Raw genomic sequence first — 18,638 nt, forward strand, 5'->3', positions numbered from 1 at the left:
ACTGGCAAAAACGTGACGTTAAATTCGGCTTAAGTTACCTCTTTTTTGAATGAAAATCAGTGACACAAAATCGCTAATAATGGATGCCAGCTCCGACCCGCTGCTGGTGTGCTCATGCCACTGCGTTCTGCTACTGCCATGCGCTCGAAAATGGCTATACCCTTCATCATCAAAATACAGTACCTGCACCTGACTGGTGAGCTGAGTTGTTTTATAACGACAAGCGATATAATGACTGCCTGCTTGAGTGAAAAATACCATTTGGCTGTCATCAGACACGAGTGGCGTATCACTTTGTAAGTCGCCACTAAACTTAAAGGCGACTTCGTAAATAACATCGACCACCACACCACTGTCTTCAATTTGCTCCCTTTTTATAGCGATTTCGCTGCCATAACCGTGGTTGGCAAGCTCGGTTTTTACATCATTGAGCTGTGTCAGTACGCTATGGGAAAACAGCTCATCAAGATAGCGTTTTCGATAGTATTCATTGTGCGTCACCACCGTATCGGCGTTGGCTTTCGCATCGGTATAAAGTTGCGCCCGATGCTGATGCTCAAGGATCAGCTCATGAGTATTCGCTTCATTATAGGTATGCATAATAATCCTCTGTAAAATAGCTTGCGGTTAAAATCCGTATTTCCATTCGATGTGCAGGAGTGTTTGCTCCAACCAAGGCAGTTGCACCATGCCCAAACCCCAAGGGAGTTTTGCCATGAGTACGTCTTGCGGCATGGTTTCTGCGCTAATGTGATAACCCGTATCAGTTTGTTCCACCTGCCCTTCACGCATGATAAATAGGCGTATAAACTCAGCAACAGGCATCCCTTTGAGTATTTCCCAGCGGCTTATTAAAGCGTGCAACATGTAATCGGCCGCTGCTTTACTGTCATCATCAAGCTGAATGACTTCATCAATTTCAGTATCCAGAGGCAAACCAAGTAACGCATTGGCGGTGTGGCTAACTTCAATTAAAGGGTCAACATTGGCGATGTAACACAACAGCGCATGTGCCTGCATAAGCGCTTGTTCGTCAACAAACTTGCCCGCTTGTTCGTGGTCACTGTCATGTAATAGCGAAAGCTTCGAGAACAAGGTCGGTAAAAATGGCCACACGATAACTAAGCCCACATCAAAGGTGATGGGGCTCATCACAGCCTCTCCAACTTGTTGTAGTTGCTCAATTTGTGCTTTCACTTGCTGCATGGCTTTAGTCACTAAACCTTGTTCGGTTTTGCTTGCTGTTGCTTTGTGCAATGTGCGCAGCTTATGTCGACTTTGCGTGACGGCGCTTTGTAACTGCGCTTTTTCATTGTCTGTGATATTGGGCGAATGTAGCGATGCGATACGCTTTTCAACGCCCGTTAGTAGCTGCTGTGCTTGTTGAACAGATTGTGCCTGTTTTAAAGCGCGTACCAATCGAGCTGGTGCTAAGTCAATATCAACGCTCACCGCGGGCTGCTGTGCACCGGCTTCAGCTTTTACGGCATGCGTGAGTGACACAGCTGCGGCTTGTTGTTCAGCTAACGCAGTATGCATACTGTACTGGTCTTGCTCGTTGCTTTGCTCTGTCGATACAGCTTGTTCTGAGTGACTAAGCTCTGGTACCGCTTGCCCTGTTGCATCTAATGCATCTTGACGTTGAGGCTGAGCAACTGCAGTCACTTCATTTTCTCTTTGCGCTTGCTCATCATGATGCTGCTCGCTTATTTGTACTTCGCGTACAACCTCATCTGGGCGTTGACCGCTTAGCGCAGCATAAGATGCCTGCTGTTGGTCTTTAGCGCGTTCAGCGCGTTGCTGTTTAGTGAGCAAGTGTTCACTTAACTTCATACCCTTGTTTTCAAAAGCAAAGGTATGTTTTTGGTGAACTTGGCTTTGTGTGGTTGCTTGGCTTTGCTTGTCGCTTGATTGGGTTGCACTGGCATCTTTTTCTACAGGCGGCTCCACAAATTCATGCTTAAAGCCGTCTTCATATGGCTGCGCGTTGTTATTAACTTGCGTGGACTGCTTCGCATATAGCGCCTGTAATTCTGCCGGTAATGCACTTGGGGCAATCATACTCGATACTGGCTGCTGTGCGTTTTCCTGCTCACTTTTCAAAGGCGGTATGGGCGAAACCAAAGAGATAAATACTGCCAGCTTCTCTTCATCAATTTGTTCACTCAAACCATTTACCAAGGGCTGCAACCAAGCATCGGGACTCGAATAAGAGCGGGCGATCTGAGGCACAGCTTGCACCATTGCTTGGCTCATGCTTTGCAGTGTTTTAATATGCGCAGCTAACGAGTGAACCAGTATGTCCCCTTGTTTACCCAAATCTGATTTGTTACTTGGCAATTGGCTTAGTTCATGAATAAACCAGACTTTTTGTGCTGCAATAAAAGCATACAAGCGACCTATTGCCCCTTGGTAACGCAACTGCAAGGTGTAAGCGAGTTTGGCAATTTGTTTTACACGCAGTGCACACTGCCACACCTGTGTTAGCGCTTGATGTGGCAAAGATTGCTGACGCTCAAATTGCTGCTCCATTACCCGCAAATTTGAGTCCAGTTGCTGGTATGCAAACTCAATTTGTTGGCTAAGCGAGTACTCTAAATCACGCTCCACGGCTTTGATTGGTTGAATTTCTTTAGTATTAATTGGCGCTTTGCTTGAGTATGACTGACAATAATTCAGCAGCTTGTCTAACACTTCATGTAAGGTGGTCACACTGGTGATGCTGTTCACACGTAACCAAAAATTGGAATAACCTAAGATAGGCAAACTTTTTAGCACGGCTTGTGCGCTGGTTAGTATGTCAAATTCTTGATGGTAATTGAGCTGTTGTGACGCTTGTTGTGCAAGCAACCAAGTTTTTAGTTCGCTTAACACCGGGATAAAACGCTGTGGCGCTATCGTATCTGCAAACACCGCGCCTGACTTCTGGTGCAATATTTTTTGCTGTTCAGCACACCAAGTACCTATCTTATCCAGCCAACTTGCAGCGGCATACTCCATACCTGCATTCCCCTGCTCAGACAAGTGTGGCGCAACGAGCAATGACGCTGGCACATCTGGCAATTGAGCCAGCAACCAGTGCACTTTCAGCAGACTAAATTGGCTAATAATATTGCTCGATTTCGCTGTTTTTTGTGCTCGCAAACGGATTACAAGCTGGTCAAGCTTATGCAAAATGGCTTGCGGTGCATCTTGCGCTTGCCAAGTGTTGCTCACTTCTTTGCTGATCAAGGCCAATTGCTTAATAAGTTCAGTTGTTAACAACGGCTGATTTGCCCTCATGGCTTGTAGCGAAAACCATGCTTGGAGTTTTTGTTCTCGCAAAGCATGTGGGTCAACAAGCTGTTGTAACAAGGTACGTAGCTGGATGAGCGTGTCGCGCAGCAAGGCACTTTTGCTATGTTGCCCCCACCGATTCACCACCTGACTAGCGCTTAGCTTTTGTTGTGGTGGTAATCGTGATTGATTTAGCAACGACGGTGGCCTGTTAGCCTGTGAAGCAAGTACGTCGCTATCAATTAACTCTATGGTGAGATCTGTATTTGCTGCGGCGTGTACCACAATATGCTTTAAATGCGCCACACTGCCTGTTTCAGATTTGCCACTTTGCACGGCACACCACATCGCGATGGCTTGGCGATGCTTGGGAAAGCGCAACGCCAAACAGGTCTGTTGGAGTAATCGCTCATCAAAATGATTTGTCGCTACAAACTGCTCATGCACGCTCAGCAACAAGGTGCGCTGTTGTTGCACGCTAGCAAGCTGACCATTCTGACTCTCTAAAGTCTGCTCCAGCCAAGCAATGTAGCGCGACAACTGCTTGGGCGATAATTTGGTAAGCAATGTATTTAGCCGCGCATGCGTATCAACTTGATAAAGCGGTGCTAATAGTGCAAACAATACAGCAGGGTCGTGTCTAAACAAGGTGACCAGCTGGTCGCGAAATTTTGGCCAACTCGGATGATGTTGCAAAACTGCCAACGCGTTATTTTGCGCCTTGAATACCTGTGTTATCAGTCGTTTTAGCTCAAGCTTTAAGGTGGCTTTGGCTATGTGTGTGGGCGGTTTGTCTGCCAACAAGTAAATCAGCAGGCGCTGCACTTCAAGATTCAAATGCGCGATACCTTGACGCTTAACCGCTTCACTCAGTGCATACTGACTTTGCGTTGTATTCTCTTGTTTTACCTTTTTTAAGTGCCGCTCAAGTACATTTTTAAATTGTGGATAGACATAATGCTTGAATGCTGCAAATGGGTCCAGTTGTACATATTGCCAATCGATTTGCGCCAAATCGATATCGATATCCGGCAATTTGAGCGTGTCAATCACAGCACCATAAGACTCAAATTCAGACCAATCCATCTGCGATAAGCCACGCATAATCCATTTAGCAAATTCATTTTCGATATCTGCTAGGCTGGAATCCGTGGCTGCTAGGGTCGATTTAGGGGCCAAAATATTGGCCCCTATGTGTTTAATAGACAATTTCATAACTAGATGTGATCATGGCGCCAAAGCTGCGTACCACACATCACTGGCCCATCTAGGTACAGTGCGTGCCACAGATAATCATGATGAGTGTGTCCATCATCTGGATTATCACAACCAGAACTATAAATGTGATGACCAACATCGCCTTGCGCACGGTTATCGCGCCAGTATCCTTGTGCCATGAGGCTTTGGCATTTGTAGGCGCCACCACCATAAACCAAGGCTATATTGGCACGTGCCACCACTTGGCAATCATCACAATAGGCAACACCGCCACCGTATTCAGCACGGCAATTAGCAACTTGTAGGGTTGACTCAGTCACCCCAAACGCCCCACCACCTTGACGTGTGGCTGAACAATTTTTGATGTTACGCGCTTCAATACCACTGACTTCCGCTTCACCATAAAGTGCGCCACCATCGCCATTCACATGGTGATTCTCAATCACACAATTGAGCTTAGCGCTCTGTACGTAGCGTAAGTGGAATGCACCTCCATTGCCTTCATACACACCACCGTTCATCAATGAGCCATCGAAAGTGAAACCGCGCATTTCCACGCTTTTCACCAAGGCATCACTTTGTCCATGAATAAGGAAACGACAGCCTGCATACTCCTTAACAATGCGCGTTTCACGCTCGTTAAAGCCAATGATGCTGACATTGGAACCAATACGAACCGGTTGCTTCAATTTATAAGCGCGATTCATTTGTGGGTGACACATGTGTGGCAGTAGCAAAATAGTCACGTTTGACAAAATCTCGCGGCTCATTACCTCATCAAATTCCAACTGGTTTTGTATCAACAATACCTTGTTGTTTTCTGCCAGCGTCCAACAGTGTGCATCAACATAGGCTTTTACCGCCGCTTGCGTTGCCAAAGTTTCATCCGATGTCATATCGCCACCAAGCTCAACATCGCTCGATACACCAGAAATAGACTGCGTATCACCAAGCAGCAGCGACGCAGAGGCCACGGCACCTTGCACCGTGAGGTCGCCATCAGCCATTGCGCCCTGTGCTAAGGTTAAACCTTGATCAACCACTAGCCTGTTGCGAACGCGCACATCCCCCGCCACGTCCAGCTTATGACTGGGAGCTTGCGTGCCAACGCCCACCTCGCCATGAGCGGTAATATGCAGCGCATCAGACTCTGCAGTACTGATATTGAGTGGTGCCGCATGTTGACTTGAGTCGAGTGAAATGGCGTGTTCACCCACCTCTCCCGCAACTTGCACCGCTTTGGCGCTCACTTCATGGGCCGTTTGTAGTGAACTTAAAAACTCAACTTGCCCATGCACAGTCACATCGTTTTTGAAAGTGGTAGCTGGGCTAATTGATACTAACGAGTCGGCTTCTAGCCCTTCTATATTTAAACCACCTTGTAATGTGGTATGTTTAGCAACCACCAAATCGTCACGTAAATGCGCACGTTTTTGTACTGACAATTCATCATTCATGCGTACCGATGCTTGGAACGTGCTGTCACTGCTTACCTCAACTTGACGATTGAATGTCGCGTTGCCTTCTACCGTTAACGTATCTTTTAGCAACGCATCGTCGTGCACGGTTAAATCGGAGCGCAATTCCACATCACCAAAAATTTTCGCGCCATCGAAACACTCCAAGCGACCCGAACCACGCAACACACCATCTAGCTCAATGTCTCCTCTAAATACGGCATTGCCGTTAATATCCAAGGCTTCTTTTGGCGAGTCGGTTTGTACCCCTAACTTGCCGTCTTCAATCACAATCGGTTTTTCACCTTGATGGTACACAGCAAAAGCTTTGGCAAAGTGATTTTGGTCAATGGCTACCTGTGCGATCCCCGCTGGCATACCCACTGTTTCTTCGTCAATAACACTGCTAAACGGTAAGCCAAAGCGGGCTTCACCTGCCAGTTCCGCATTGCCATGCACATTAATGTTGCTTCTAAAGCTGGCGTATTCATCCACATGCAGACTTTCATCTACTTCAAGACGACCTTTGATCTGCACGTCTTTTCTGAACTGGCTATCTTCTGCCACATCCAGTGCATAATCAGGACGCTCAACACCAAGCCCTAAACGGCCATCGTTGAACACCAGACCAACTTGGCCGCCTTGCCTTTCAATTAATAGACCTTGCTTGCCTTGCTCTTGAATATGCACACGTGCGCTGGCAGGGGTATTTGATAAATTTAAGTCACCATCAATATCCACATGGCTATCAAATTGTGCAGAACCTTCAACTTGCAGCGAGTTGCCTTCTAACTGTTTGGCGATTTTAACGCTACCGTTCGCGCTCACTCGACCACTAATGGTGAGGGTGTTATCAATCAAGGTTTGACCTTCAACCGTCAACCCTTCATTTAAGTGTGTGTCCCCATTGGTGACCGTTAAGCCACTGTGTAGGTCAACTGAATCGCTCACAGACAAAGTACCATCTAGTGTGGTGCTGCCTGTTACCGTTAAGGCATCTTTGGCAAACTCAGCCGTATTGTTAGTGACACTCACGGTAAGGCCATCTGCGATTGTCGTTGCACCATGTACATTTAAGTCATTGTTTAGGTGCGTGTCGCCGTCCACAGTCAAGGCCTCATCATCGCCTTCGATGAGCACATTACCTGTGATATGTGCTTGCCCAGTCAGCGCAAAGTTTACATCAGCTTCAGGCAGTGCTTGGTTAATTGCCAATTGGCCAGCAGCAATGTGTGTTACCTGTGTTTGCCCGGAATTTGCCACTTTTAGCGCCGCGTCATCACTCAGTTGTGTGACAAGCACTTGTGAATCGGTGGTACTTAGTAGTTTTTCATCGTCCACTTTGACACAAAACTGCCCCAATACTGCGCTATCACCCCATGTAGTGGTATTACCAAACACTTCGAGCGGCGTATCAAACTCGCTGTGTCCGACGGTGACCGACATCTCTTTTACGCTAAGCAGTGCTTGCCCATCGCGCGTAATATCCATATCACCCGTGATTTCTACCGGACCTGTCAACAATGCTTCACTATCAACATGAAAAGGCTTTAAGGGATCAGACGTAAATAAGCCCAGCTTGTCAGCTTTTGTAGTGATGATTGGCTTAATACCTTGGCCATCAAAATGACTGACATCAAAACCAGCATTGTTGGTTAAATTGCTGAGTACCGCTAATTTGGCACTCGGTTGCCAGTTCGACATATCAGTCGTTGCAGCAATATGCACGCGCTTGTTGATATCGGCTTGCTCTAACTGGGCATGATAAGTCACATTCAACTCCGGCGCTGTGATTGCTCCCGCCACATCAACAGGCACAGCCATCGCCTCGGAACCTACTTGCACACCTTGCTTTTTCACGCGTAGCAGCGTGTGATCTTCATAGTCTCTAACGAGCAACGCAGACTCATCTTCACCACTGGTTTTTACCGCGACTTTAGCGTGCAACGACTCACCTAAGTCACCAATGTTTACCCCTTGGTTGATATAGGCACTTTGCCCTTTGAACGCCGTTTGCGTAGAAATCGTTTCACTGGCGTGAATATCTTTAAACTGGGCACTGTCTTTTACCGTCATAGTGGTATTAATGAGCGCGCCTGTTGCGTTGTCTTGCTCTGTGACGCCCTGCTGCATATCACCGACCCATAGTTTTTGCGAGGTGGTCTTTTGCGTCACCGTTGCATTGCCATTGACGATTAGCGCATCGGTGGTTGTTTGGCCCGCATTTAAGTTATTGGTTACTGAAGCGCTATCACTGGCAAGGTGATTCTGTGCCGTCACATTATTGGCTGTAGTATCACCATCAACGTGTAAGTCATCTTGAATATTCGTTTGCTGATATAGCGTAACTTTTGACTCGCCTTGTGCTGGCGCATCGGTCACTTTAACAAAAGCGGCTGAATCCGTTGCCACCTGCATGAGTAATGAGCTAGCATCTCCCTGCACATCTAGCTTTGCCATCGCATTGGTTTTGCCCAAAGCCAGCTTGCCATCAACCGATAAGCACCCCGCTTCGCTTGGCAATTCATCCAAACCAATTGAAACCGACTCAGATACGCTGACATTGCCATGGAAGTGGCTCTGTTCCTGCTCGTTCAGCCTTACATAATGCGCATCATTTAAATCACCAATGAGTACAGTGCCATCAACTTGAAAGTCGGCTTGAATATCGGTGGTACCGACACCCACCTTGCCTTCTGAGTCGATGTAAAAGGGCGTCGTGTCGTTGTTGTGATCATCAACACGCAGCAGGGCATCCATATCGCTGCTGGTTTTAGAAATATGTAATTTAGCTTGTGTGCTTTGCGCATCAATACCAATGCCTAAACCATCACGCGCTTCAACATGTTCGGTAAATACCGCATCCCGCCCAGTAAGTGGGCCATTGAGTGTGGTGTCACCTGTAACAGTGAGCGTTTGTACGTTAGCCTCATTCAACGTAGCAGTTTGTGATACGCCTAAAGCTGTGGTGTTAGTACCTTGCGTCACGTTGAGCATGTCTGCCGTCACCAGTGGCTGACCATTAATTAACTCTGCGCGCAAAAACGCTTCCTCATCACTGGATACAACAAGGGTATTGGTGTTTACCTGCGTTGCGTTCACCTCGGTACTGGCCGTCACGGTTTGGGCTTGAAGGGTATCAGCAACCGTCACCGCTCTTTGCTCTTTTGATACGCTCAGCACATCATCGAACACTTGCATGTTATCGCCGTCGACGTTCAGTGTGTTTGCTCCGCCTTGCGTCATAGTCAATTGCGACGGTGTCAGGCGTAACTGCTCATCGGCCTGCGCATCGGTTCTAACCGACACCGCAGAGCTAACCTCAACTTCAGTTTGCCCATCTTGTTCAACCACTTTGATTGGGTCATCCACTTGGTTGAAACTCGAGCGGATCATCGCTTCAAAATCATCACCGGTTGGGCTTTTTAAGTCATCAAACTTCTCAATCAGCGTTTGACGGCCTTCTTTTTCGACCAATGTGGTCGCTTGTGCAGATAGCGTAGCTTCTTGCTCATTTATTGTGTTCATGAGTTATTCCTTGATTAAATACGATTAGGCTTGCTGTGGGCAACGATAAACTTGGACTGTGCAGTGGCGTTGGAATTAATGGTTGAAATAGACACCGGATAGAGCGGCCGTAAATAAGCCAGCGGTGTGTAGCCTATAGTCAGCCTTTGTGAGCGCTCAACATGATCCGAAATACTAGGGCGACAAATTTCATCGATATAGTGTTGAGCGCTGAGATAGAAAATATCATCGGCGCTAAAGCCGCTCGGGAAATGCTCAACATACTGCGTAATATTGGCTGCAACGCTTTGATAAATTGCGCTGCTTGTTTGACCTTCTATAACAAATGTATGGTCTTGGTCATCTGTACAATACATACCCAGTATGTCAACCATGGTCGCTTTTACGGCATCCCATTCATTATTAGGACCAGCTTGATGCGCCAGTAGCACCGTTGACAACGGCCACTGTGGACCTGTGTTTGGTTCAATCGGCAGTGGGTAAGTGAAAAATTCAGCCAAAACTTTGCTTAACTGCTGCAACACCGCTGACAGTGAGTCACTTGGTTCGGTAAAACGTACTTTTTGTGTTTGAGAAAAGTAGTTCAACCAGCCATAGTACAAGCGCTCAAACAAACTCATGGTTTCTCTGTCAAGCCACAAGCAATGTACAGGCATGTGCAATGGAGTCAGTTCGCGAATTTTACGCTCAGTAAGCTGACGATATTCCATTGAGGCAAAGCGTGTTGTCCAATCAGGCAACACAAAATACAGACTACGACTCAGTTGCATGCGCTGCGCGGCATCTAATTCATCTTCTTGCTGCACACCAGCTTCAACTAGGCTGCCTTCAACCAGATAAAAGCTTTCACGGTTATGAATTGCTAACGGCATATGAGCGGGGTGCGATAAGCCCAGTCGGCGCATAATGCCTTTGGCCATGCTGCTACATTGACTTTGTTGAATATCATTTGCTAAATAGTCATAGCCTCGGCAGCGATTCTCACCCAATATGCCTATTTCGCTGAGCAAACGACATTTATCAATGTACTGGCGCAGCAACACCAATCGCTCTAGCAATGACTCTTGGGGATTTGGGTCTCGTGGATCTTCTAAGCTTGGAGCATAAAATGCGAATACCGCTTTGTATTTCAATAAATTGCCATCTACTGCTCGCTCGGCAAAACGAGCCAATAGGTGCTGCGCGCTTTGATTCAGTCGCGTAAGTTGGGCGATAGAAAAATCACTCTCTAGGCTAAGCTGCATACCTCGTTGCCAGTAATCCAAAGATGCCGTATCTAACAGATGCTCAATACCGCTGATCCCGGTTAGCGCTTGGCTCAGTTGCGAATGAGGCAACGCACTCACCTGCTGCCAGAATGCAGTAACTTGATCTTCATTCAAAGATTCGCTGGCAAGCATGCTATCAAGCAGCTGACCTAAGCCTTCAAATACGGTTGCTTGCGGTAAAGAGAGAATATCGGGCAGGACATCAAGTTGCTTATGCTGATCCGCCAGTATTTGATCAAACAGCTGTAAATAACCTTTAAATTGCAGCAGCTGCGCTTTTTGCTCACTGTCGATGCGACCATCTAAGGTCTGCTCAGTAATGGCATAAACTTGTGGCAATTCGTGCTGCAACGAATGGTAAGCACTGAGCCCTAAATACTCGCCACTTTGATAAGGTGGCAACATACTCGATGTGGGTAGCGATGGCGGTAACTTAAGCCCTTGTAAGCCGGCACGAATAGCTGCTTTTTCTTCCTCATTAAGCTGATAAGGTTGCCCATCTATAAGTAACTTTAACTCATCAAAGAAGTTAGCTTCATCAAAACCAAGTTCAGCGATATTGACTATTTGCGGGTTGTCGTCACTGCCAAATTGAATTTGCCAAAACTCGTAACCCTCTTGTGCGTTGTAATTATTACCGCTTTGCTCAGTGACAAAATGGAACGCATTGACTTGCTCAATGTGCTCGTGCTCATGTAACACACTTAAAATATTGGAGCTAAACAAGCGCACACTATAAGCCGACTTGTTTAAGTCGCTATCCAACACAAAACCATGTTGAAGCCTAGGTCCTTGATAAATATTATCGATTTTGAGGCCCATTTGCAGCAGTTGCTCAGCTGAATATTTAGGAATATCTGGTGAAATCTCACGCCCAATCAAGGTGTAAATTTCCACCAGCAGCGCCACCAAACTCTCCACATTTTTGAGCGATAATGTCATGCCCACATTGACTTTACTGACGTCATAAAACACTATATTGCCAAGGGTATGATTGACACAGCGAGCTTGTGCAAAAACACGATTAAGCTGTTCTATTGCAGCGCTTTTTTTATTTTCATCGGGTGCGTAAAGCAACACGTTAAAGTCAATGATATTGGTGCTTGCATCAGCGCTTTGACGGGTGCTTACATGCACGTTTTTAACGTCGAGCAAATCAAGAACAAGGCGTCGGTAATCATCTTCTGTCACACAATGACTAAATAACACTTGTTCGGGTTCATAAAATTTTACACTGCCCCCAGTGTCTGCTTGCGCAAGCAGCTCAGGGACCGAGTAATCCAATTTATAACTGAGATCTGAAAGCACATACACCAACACTTCCAACAAGGTCACACCGGGGTCAAAGCGGTTATGATCGGTCCAAGTACTTGATGCAAATTGCTGTATCCTAGCTATGCCTTGCTGACGAAGTTTTGCCAAATCTTGCCCGATATTGCTCGGAGCCTGATTGACTATCTGCGGAGCTTGATTGTCCATAACTTTCCTGAATAAATGGTCTGAATAACAACAAGACGCACGCACGCGAAAACCGTGAAAAGTTTTTCACTGATTTTGTACGGCGGGTTTTGTTTATTGGTGAGGTATTACTGAACAATAAAGTCCAGTTCAATTTCCCATTTCCCTATACCTTCGAATACATCTCCGAGGGTGTTGGCGAGTGCGATTTTATGATTCCGTGCTGGCACCAAAATATCGTGGGGATTATCGGCGTTGATCACGCTATAGTGTTTTTGAGTTTGACCATCTTTTGTCGCGCGGATCACTTGGATCATATCCACAGCAGGATGGGTTTCTAACACCTGTGCAATGGATGCTAAATAAATCGTCCGCTCTAACGGTTTATCCAATTTATTCCATGGCGTGAGCGCATCGACGACCATATCATTGAGTTCAATGACGGTACTTTGAATATCGTATAGCGGGTCAATTTTCACAATCAGTTCAAGCTGTACTTCCACGTAATTGGGGTCATCAACTTCTATTGTCAGATTTGGCACAGACAACGCATTCACTTGCTCACGAATTTGCCGCTTCAAATAACGGGGCACTTTTGGCTGTAGCACAGATACATCATGATTAAGCGGCACCACGACCAGGCTTAAACCTGATTCGCTAACTACAGGACGTACCGAGTGTAACTGCGGGAAAGTTTGCAATACAAAGTGCTCATAGTCCCATGCACTGAGCAAGCGTTGACGATGGTTTAAACGCTCACTAATGCGACGGTCAAATTGCTCGGTGGTTTCCGCCACTTTGGCTCCAAATGACGCAAATGGTTGAATAACTTTATCGACTTTTGGGTTGGGTAATACCAGCTTGGCAATAGACTCACTAGGCAATGGTTGCGCAAAGTGAGATGGCGCATTGCCTTGACTACTCAGAGTCACTTTAACACCTTGCGTAAAAATGCCTTTAAGTTTGGAGTATACGGGCGCAGTGCTAGTCATGGTTGCTGGCTTTTCCAGGCTCGCGTGACTAACCTTGGCCCGTAACCACAATTTGCCATCGTGATTAAATGAATTGCTTTGTGTCAGCTGCGGTAAGTAAAACACCACCAAACCGGAATCCAGCAAGTCATACGTGCTATCACTGAGAATGCGCCCTTCTCCCGCTTGGCCTTGCGACTCTTCTCGTTTAAAACGGTGCCACTGTCCGGCGTTATAGTACTCCCACACAAACACGGGGTTATTACCCATGTTATACCCATCTACCGGGTCCACCTGATAATACATACGCACTTGGCCCGGGGTGGTGACTTGATTTATCGCCATATAAAGATAACCAAACTCCTCCATACGCGGCAATAAAGACAGTAAGCTTTGCTGAGTAAACTGTTCTGTCGGACGACCTACAGGGGCAATATGCTCAATGAAAATTGGATTACCGACCATTACTGCCGGCGAAGTGATGCTTTCACTTTGATAGTGCACGCGCAGAGCATCTAAAGTCGGAGTATATGGCTGATTCACCAACACAGGCGTACTTGAGCCTGCATTTTCATAAGCAAAATATTCAATCACTTTGGTGTAATCTTTATGGGCAAAGTCTTGCTGCGATAGCTCAAGGGAGTACCACTTTGGCCACTGAGTCGCACTCGGTTCATCAAACGGCAATGATTGAAAATCTCGTAACGCATTGTTGTCGTTTTGCAAGAAGCTCAAGGTGTTGGTAGCCAAGTTATTTTGTGGTGTTGGCAACGTATCATCGTTGTCATTGTAAAATAGTGCAACATCATTTTGCAGATTACCAATCGCGTCTGAGCGAGAGATATTAATGGTGCTGTCTGGCCACACTAAGCAGTTGCAATCATTATCAAATAGCTTTTCAATGCTCAACGTAATGCCTTCGCACGATTCATCATTTGCACACACGGCACTTTTATCAAAGTAGCCTACTTCTGTATCATTTTGTTTAATGAAGTAATAACTGTACGCACGATAATAGGTATCAAAACTGTTGGGCCTGTCGAGCCAGGTAAACTCAATACTGGCGTTCACGATGTTTTTAGTGACTAATTCTGGATGCGTAAAGTGTACCTTTGAAGCCAGTCTAGGGGAGAGTCCAAATGGCTCAAACGGCTTGCTGGTATCTAAGTCCACTTCTCCATTGCTGGCTACCAGTCCGTCCAAGCCAGTAACGTGCGTAGTGATACTCACCTGTGTGATCATAAATTTATTCATCCGTGCGTAAACGCTCGAATCATCACTGTACAACAGCTGGTAATAATCACTTTTCAGTATCAAGGCAATAAATGGCAAAGCTTTATCACTACCAATCGGAGCGCTTGGCAATGCTGTGATTGGTGGAAATAATGCATCAAAACTCAGTAAAAGCTGTTGCCCCATTACGTTCAAGTTGGCGCTGTCTACGCTTTTCAGCCCCTCACTGGTGGTGATGTAAAAATCAAACCAAGACAACCAATTTGACAACTCTGTTTGGTCACCAAAATTAAGTGTAATGTTGCGCATTCCGCCACTTAAAAACAGATCTTGTGACGCTATTTTAAACCCTATTTCAACGCCGGCAGTCTGCTCTGACGAATTCAATCCAAACGTCGGCGCACTTTGTTCCAGTTCGATGCCTTGTAAAGAATCCAACAGCACTTGATGTTGCAACTTAATAGAGTCTGGTGCTTTATCGCTATTCACCGTTTTAATTTTATTGACCGTTGCCACATAGTCGACTTGTGCCTTGTTGATGGTCACCACTTCATTGGTGCTGTAAATAAGTGGCGTACCATCGCTGTCTTTACCACCATCAAATTCTGTACCTGCTGGCAAAGTAACGGCATTGGCGTCGTTTAAAGACACAACCAAATGGGCACTATCTGGCGTGGCTGGCAATGGCTCAAAACGTAACACTTGGGCGTAAAAATGTTCTAAATGGCGTGAAACAAAGTGATCAAACTGCGCATTGCTATGCTGAAGCAAGTCAATAAAAGTAAGCAACATCGCCATGTCAGGGCGAGCTGCCAAGGCTTTTATCTGGTCATCTGCCTCACCTTGTTCAAGCAACTTAGCAAGCCCCGCGAGCTTTTCAGGCTCCGGTAATACATTTTCCCAAGAGCCATTGACACTTAGAGTGCGTTCATCAATGTAGTTAGTCTGCTTAGCCAGCGTTGATAAATACTGAAGCCAAGCCTCTACCGTACGCGGTTCGATATTAAAAAATGAGCGCGACAGCGCTTTTATCTGTCGTCCAAGTTGACTACGCCCCACTTCACTTGGATTGACGACATGTAGCGCCGCCAAGGAGGTTGTGTTATTAGACTTCACAGTCATGAGAATACCTTGATCAATAAAAAGGTTTAAACTGAGCAAACCAAGCTGTTAGCTGTTCACAAAGTGCGAATTGATTGTTGTACGTGCGTTACACCGATTGCTCGGTTAAATAGAATGGAAAAACCATGTTGCTACGGCTGTTGGTTTGTCGAATCAAATAATTAAGCTGGATCAACAACACGCCTTCATACAATTCACTGCTATCAAAGTCGATTGACTCCAAAATAATACGCGGCTCATGATTAAGTAGTACCGTGGCAATTTCCTGTCTAAGCTGCGCCAGGCTTTGTTCATTGGCATCGGCAAAGGAGTAGGCAGAAAGACCCGACCCAATTTCGGGCCATAGCGGACGTTCCCCCACCAAGGTATTTAAAGTTAAGTGAATCGCTTGCTTTAATAACGTGTCACCGCTATCCATCACAGGCCCACTACTGGCACTTCGAAAGCGTATCGGGAAACCCCAGCCGGTGCCTAAAAATGCTTGTTCAAACATAGTTGCTCCTTGTTTTTGGCCTCCATAGAGGCTATTTCACATCGACTCCTTTACCTTCAAGGGTAATACTGTCTGAAGTTTTAACATTGATGGCTTTGGCCACTTCTAAGGTTGATTTATCTTTACTTTCAACCTTAAGTGACTCGCCCGCCACCAAGGACGTCATATCTTTTTGGGTTAGTTTGAAACCTTCTTTGGCATCAAACATCACGGTATGATCAGCACTGGCTTGTATCGTCAGCAGCGGCTCTTTGAGGGTAAATTGCAACGCCAGCGCTTGCTCTTTAAAGAACAAACCTCGCTGCTCGTTTTTATCGTCATATTCAAATGGGGGTTTGGCTTTAGGGTTGTGACTCGCTCCCAAAATAACGGGATGCCGACTATCTCCACCGATAAAGCCCACAAGTACTTCCGTATCGAGATCAGGTGGTAAAAACAACCCCTCTTCAGTCCCCGCAAAAGGGCTGGCGAGTCTAGCCCAAAGCGGCTTATCACCACTGGCACTGGGTAGCAATATAGGCATACGATGCAAAGCTTGAGGGTCGGCTTTAAAGGCCGCGACTTTACCCACCAAAATGGGCGTATATGGCGTGTTTATATAGTCAGAGCAAAGACTCAGAGCCAGTGGCACACCAAAAATAAAATCACAAAACCAACCATCGCTGGATAAATGGTGATGTATTTCCCCCACCACATAATCGCCCGCATATTGCTTGCCAACTCCTGAAAGCGTCAACGCATCCAAAAGTTTAACCTTAGTCGGTGCCTTGCTGGCTGACATGTCGACACGCACAGAACCTTGATACATATCGAGCATACGATAATATTGCTCGGCACTGGCTTTGGCTGCGAGCTCTAACTTATCTATCGGCGCTTGCGCTAATCGTAAAGTATCAGGGATAGCGAGCGCCGTATCGGCATCGGCATGGGTTTTAAATTTGGCCGCTGGCGCGGCGGGGTCAGCATTATCATTGAGTTTTTGCTCTTTGATGTCCCAGCTACTGTACTGTAATTTTTTAAGATGTGCAGTGACGTCACACTGTAATTCAAAATCAACGCAACCATCCATTGCCACGTTAAATTCGTGAGCGGTCGGGGTGTGTTTGGCTAAATCCACCACCTGATTTTTACCATCATTGAAAAATGCAAAACCGTTACATAATACGCGGCGCATAAAGAGCGACCAAGGCTGCTCATCCACCACCAAAAATTGTTGGTGTTCAATTTGACTCGCTGCAATGTCACCCGCAGCTGCACCATAAGTTGTTAGTAAGTCGCTTAATATATCGCCATCTTTGGTCTTGTCGTCATACAGCTTACTCATGGCATTTTGACAAAGTTTAATGGCATCAGCTCTGGCTTCAATACGCAAAAACGGTTGACGTTCATAACCGATACTTTGCGCGGTAATAATACCGCTATAAATGAGAGTTTGTTCACCATCGCCAAAGCCCGCTTTGACCTCAATGGCTTTGCCCATTTTGAATAAGTCTTCGTCTGCTTTTGTGAAGGTTTCTTTGGCCATGTCGCCATCTTCAATCAACAAACACAGCTGTGAAATTTGGTTCACGCCATTTTTCACCCGTACTTCACGCACAGCGATTTTTTCACTCACCTTGGCACCTTCCACGGTAATGGTATATCGCAAATCCATATTAACGCTCCAAAGGTGGATAGAGGATGGACGCTCCCACTTCGGCACTGCGAATAGACGCTAAGCGATTGACCTTGGCTACTTGGTGTACAAACTGTTGATTACCATAAATCTTGGCACTTTGAATTAACACAGAATCACCCGCTTGGTGCTGAATTACATGAGTCAAATCGGGTGAGCTTTTGCCCGATTTCTGTTTGATCTCTTTTTCTGACAAACACTCCACCACGCAACAATGCACTTTGGCTTTTAAGCGACGGCCTTTGTTATCAACTAACTCAGTTTCTACTTTGGTGGTGCACAACATGCCGTCAAAAGTGCCGCTAGGGCCATGATTGAGCGTCATATTCAGTGGCTGAATGGTGACATAGGTTGGCTCATGTGTTTCACCTTGCACCGCAGTTCCATACTTTAATAAAGTTTGAATATGCTTCTCGGTATCTATATCCCCACTTAATTTGGCAATCAACTCGGTGGGCAAATCAATAATGGTGTCATCCAACAGAAAAGTAATGGTGAGTTTAGAGGGTGAAGACTTTTGGTATTGGCTTGCCCCACTCTCGGCACCGATGGTCTGCGATTTTTGAATATCGTTGGCATAACTAGTTTGCAAAGATTTTGCATCATAAGGCAAAGTTAGCTCCGCGAGTTGATTACCAGAACCACGCTCTACTTTGCTATAAAAGGTCACTTTACATAGCGGAGACCCAGCCGCGTTTGCGCCAATACCTATCATCTTTATGGCCTTTTTTGTCTAGTAAATTGCTGAAATTGTTTATCAACGTAGCGCTTAAGTGACTTTTCTAATTGTTCAATTTGGTTATTAATCACTGAAGCATCAGTATTACTCGCCTGCTGCGCTTGTCCGTCGTTACTCTCAGGTTCATCTTGTTCGGATAAACTGGCTTTGATACGAATGGCATCACATTGAATTTCCATGCGCACTCCTTGTTCTGTTTT

9 protein-coding genes are annotated in these 18,638 nt (G+C 46.0%); all 9 read right to left on the bottom strand.

The window, feature by feature from the left end:
* Positions 1–18: 18 nt before the first annotated feature.
* The 9 genes from ACW689_RS09295 to ACW689_RS09335 all read right to left on the bottom strand — a co-directional run bounded on the left by ACW689_RS09295 (position 19) and on the right by ACW689_RS09335 (position 18,617).
* Positions 19–600, bottom strand: a complete 582-nt coding sequence (locus ACW689_RS09295) for a hypothetical protein (protein ID WP_476290603.1) — start codon at positions 598–600, stop codon at positions 19–21.
* 27 nt (positions 601–627) lie between these two features.
* Positions 628–4,455 carry a contractile injection system tape measure protein gene (locus tag ACW689_RS09300; protein ID WP_476290605.1) on the bottom strand — a complete coding sequence of 1,276 codons (3,828 nt, stop codon included), beginning with the start codon at positions 4,453–4,455 and terminating at the stop codon, positions 628–630.
* 38 nt (positions 4,456–4,493) lie between these two features.
* Entirely contained in the window at positions 4,494–9,479 is a 4,986-nt protein-coding gene (locus tag ACW689_RS09305) for a hypothetical protein (RefSeq protein ID WP_476290607.1), read from the bottom strand.
* Between the two features lie 14 nt (positions 9,480–9,493).
* Entirely contained in the window at positions 9,494–12,226 is a 2,733-nt protein-coding gene (locus tag ACW689_RS09310; protein WP_476290609.1) for a hypothetical protein, read from the bottom strand.
* 107 nt (positions 12,227–12,333) lie between these two features.
* Positions 12,334–15,531, bottom strand: coding sequence for a hypothetical protein (locus ACW689_RS09315; RefSeq protein ID WP_476290611.1), 3,198 nt, complete (start codon positions 15,529–15,531; stop codon positions 12,334–12,336).
* 88 nt (positions 15,532–15,619) lie between these two features.
* Positions 15,620–16,024, bottom strand: coding sequence for a GPW/gp25 family protein (locus ACW689_RS09320; protein WP_476290613.1), 405 nt, complete (start codon positions 16,022–16,024; stop codon positions 15,620–15,622).
* Positions 16,025–16,055: 31 nt separating this feature from the next.
* Positions 16,056–17,678, bottom strand: coding sequence for a phage baseplate assembly protein V (locus ACW689_RS09325; protein WP_476290615.1), 1,623 nt, complete (start codon positions 17,676–17,678; stop codon positions 16,056–16,058).
* A gap of 1 nt (position 17,679) precedes the next feature.
* Positions 17,680–18,414 carry a CIS tube protein gene (locus tag ACW689_RS09330; RefSeq protein ID WP_476290617.1) on the bottom strand — a complete coding sequence of 245 codons (735 nt, stop codon included), beginning with the start codon at positions 18,412–18,414 and terminating at the stop codon, positions 17,680–17,682.
* Between the two features lie 2 nt (positions 18,415–18,416).
* Complete coding sequence (locus ACW689_RS09335; RefSeq protein WP_476290619.1) at positions 18,417–18,617, bottom strand: hypothetical protein; 201 nt, start codon at positions 18,615–18,617, stop codon at positions 18,417–18,419.
* Between the last annotated feature and the right edge of the window lie 21 nt (positions 18,618–18,638).

The organism is Pseudoalteromonas sp. ABE4_541, assembly GCF_056312285.1.

Bases quoted from the DNA above. Each gene is read 5' to 3' on its own strand.
- ACW689_RS09295 (WP_476290603.1), bottom strand. From the start codon at position 600: ATGCATACCTATAATGAAGCGAATACTCATGAGCTGATCCTTGAGCAT.
- ACW689_RS09305 (WP_476290607.1), bottom strand. From the start codon at position 9,479: ATGAACACAATAAATGAGCAAGAAGCTACGCTATCTGCACAAGCGACC.
- ACW689_RS09310 (WP_476290609.1), bottom strand. From the start codon at position 12,226: ATGGACAATCAAGCTCCGCAGATAGTCAATCAGGCTCCGAGCAATATC.
- ACW689_RS09315 (WP_476290611.1), bottom strand. From the start codon at position 15,531: ATGACTGTGAAGTCTAATAACACAACCTCCTTGGCGGCGCTACATGTC.
- ACW689_RS09320 (WP_476290613.1), bottom strand. From the start codon at position 16,024: ATGTTTGAACAAGCATTTTTAGGCACCGGCTGGGGTTTCCCGATACGC.
- ACW689_RS09325 (WP_476290615.1), bottom strand. From the start codon at position 17,678: ATGGATTTGCGATATACCATTACCGTGGAAGGTGCCAAGGTGAGTGAA.
- ACW689_RS09330 (WP_476290617.1), bottom strand. From the start codon at position 18,414: ATGATAGGTATTGGCGCAAACGCGGCTGGGTCTCCGCTATGTAAAGTG.
- ACW689_RS09335 (WP_476290619.1), bottom strand. From the start codon at position 18,617: ATGGAAATTCAATGTGATGCCATTCGTATCAAAGCCAGTTTATCCGAA.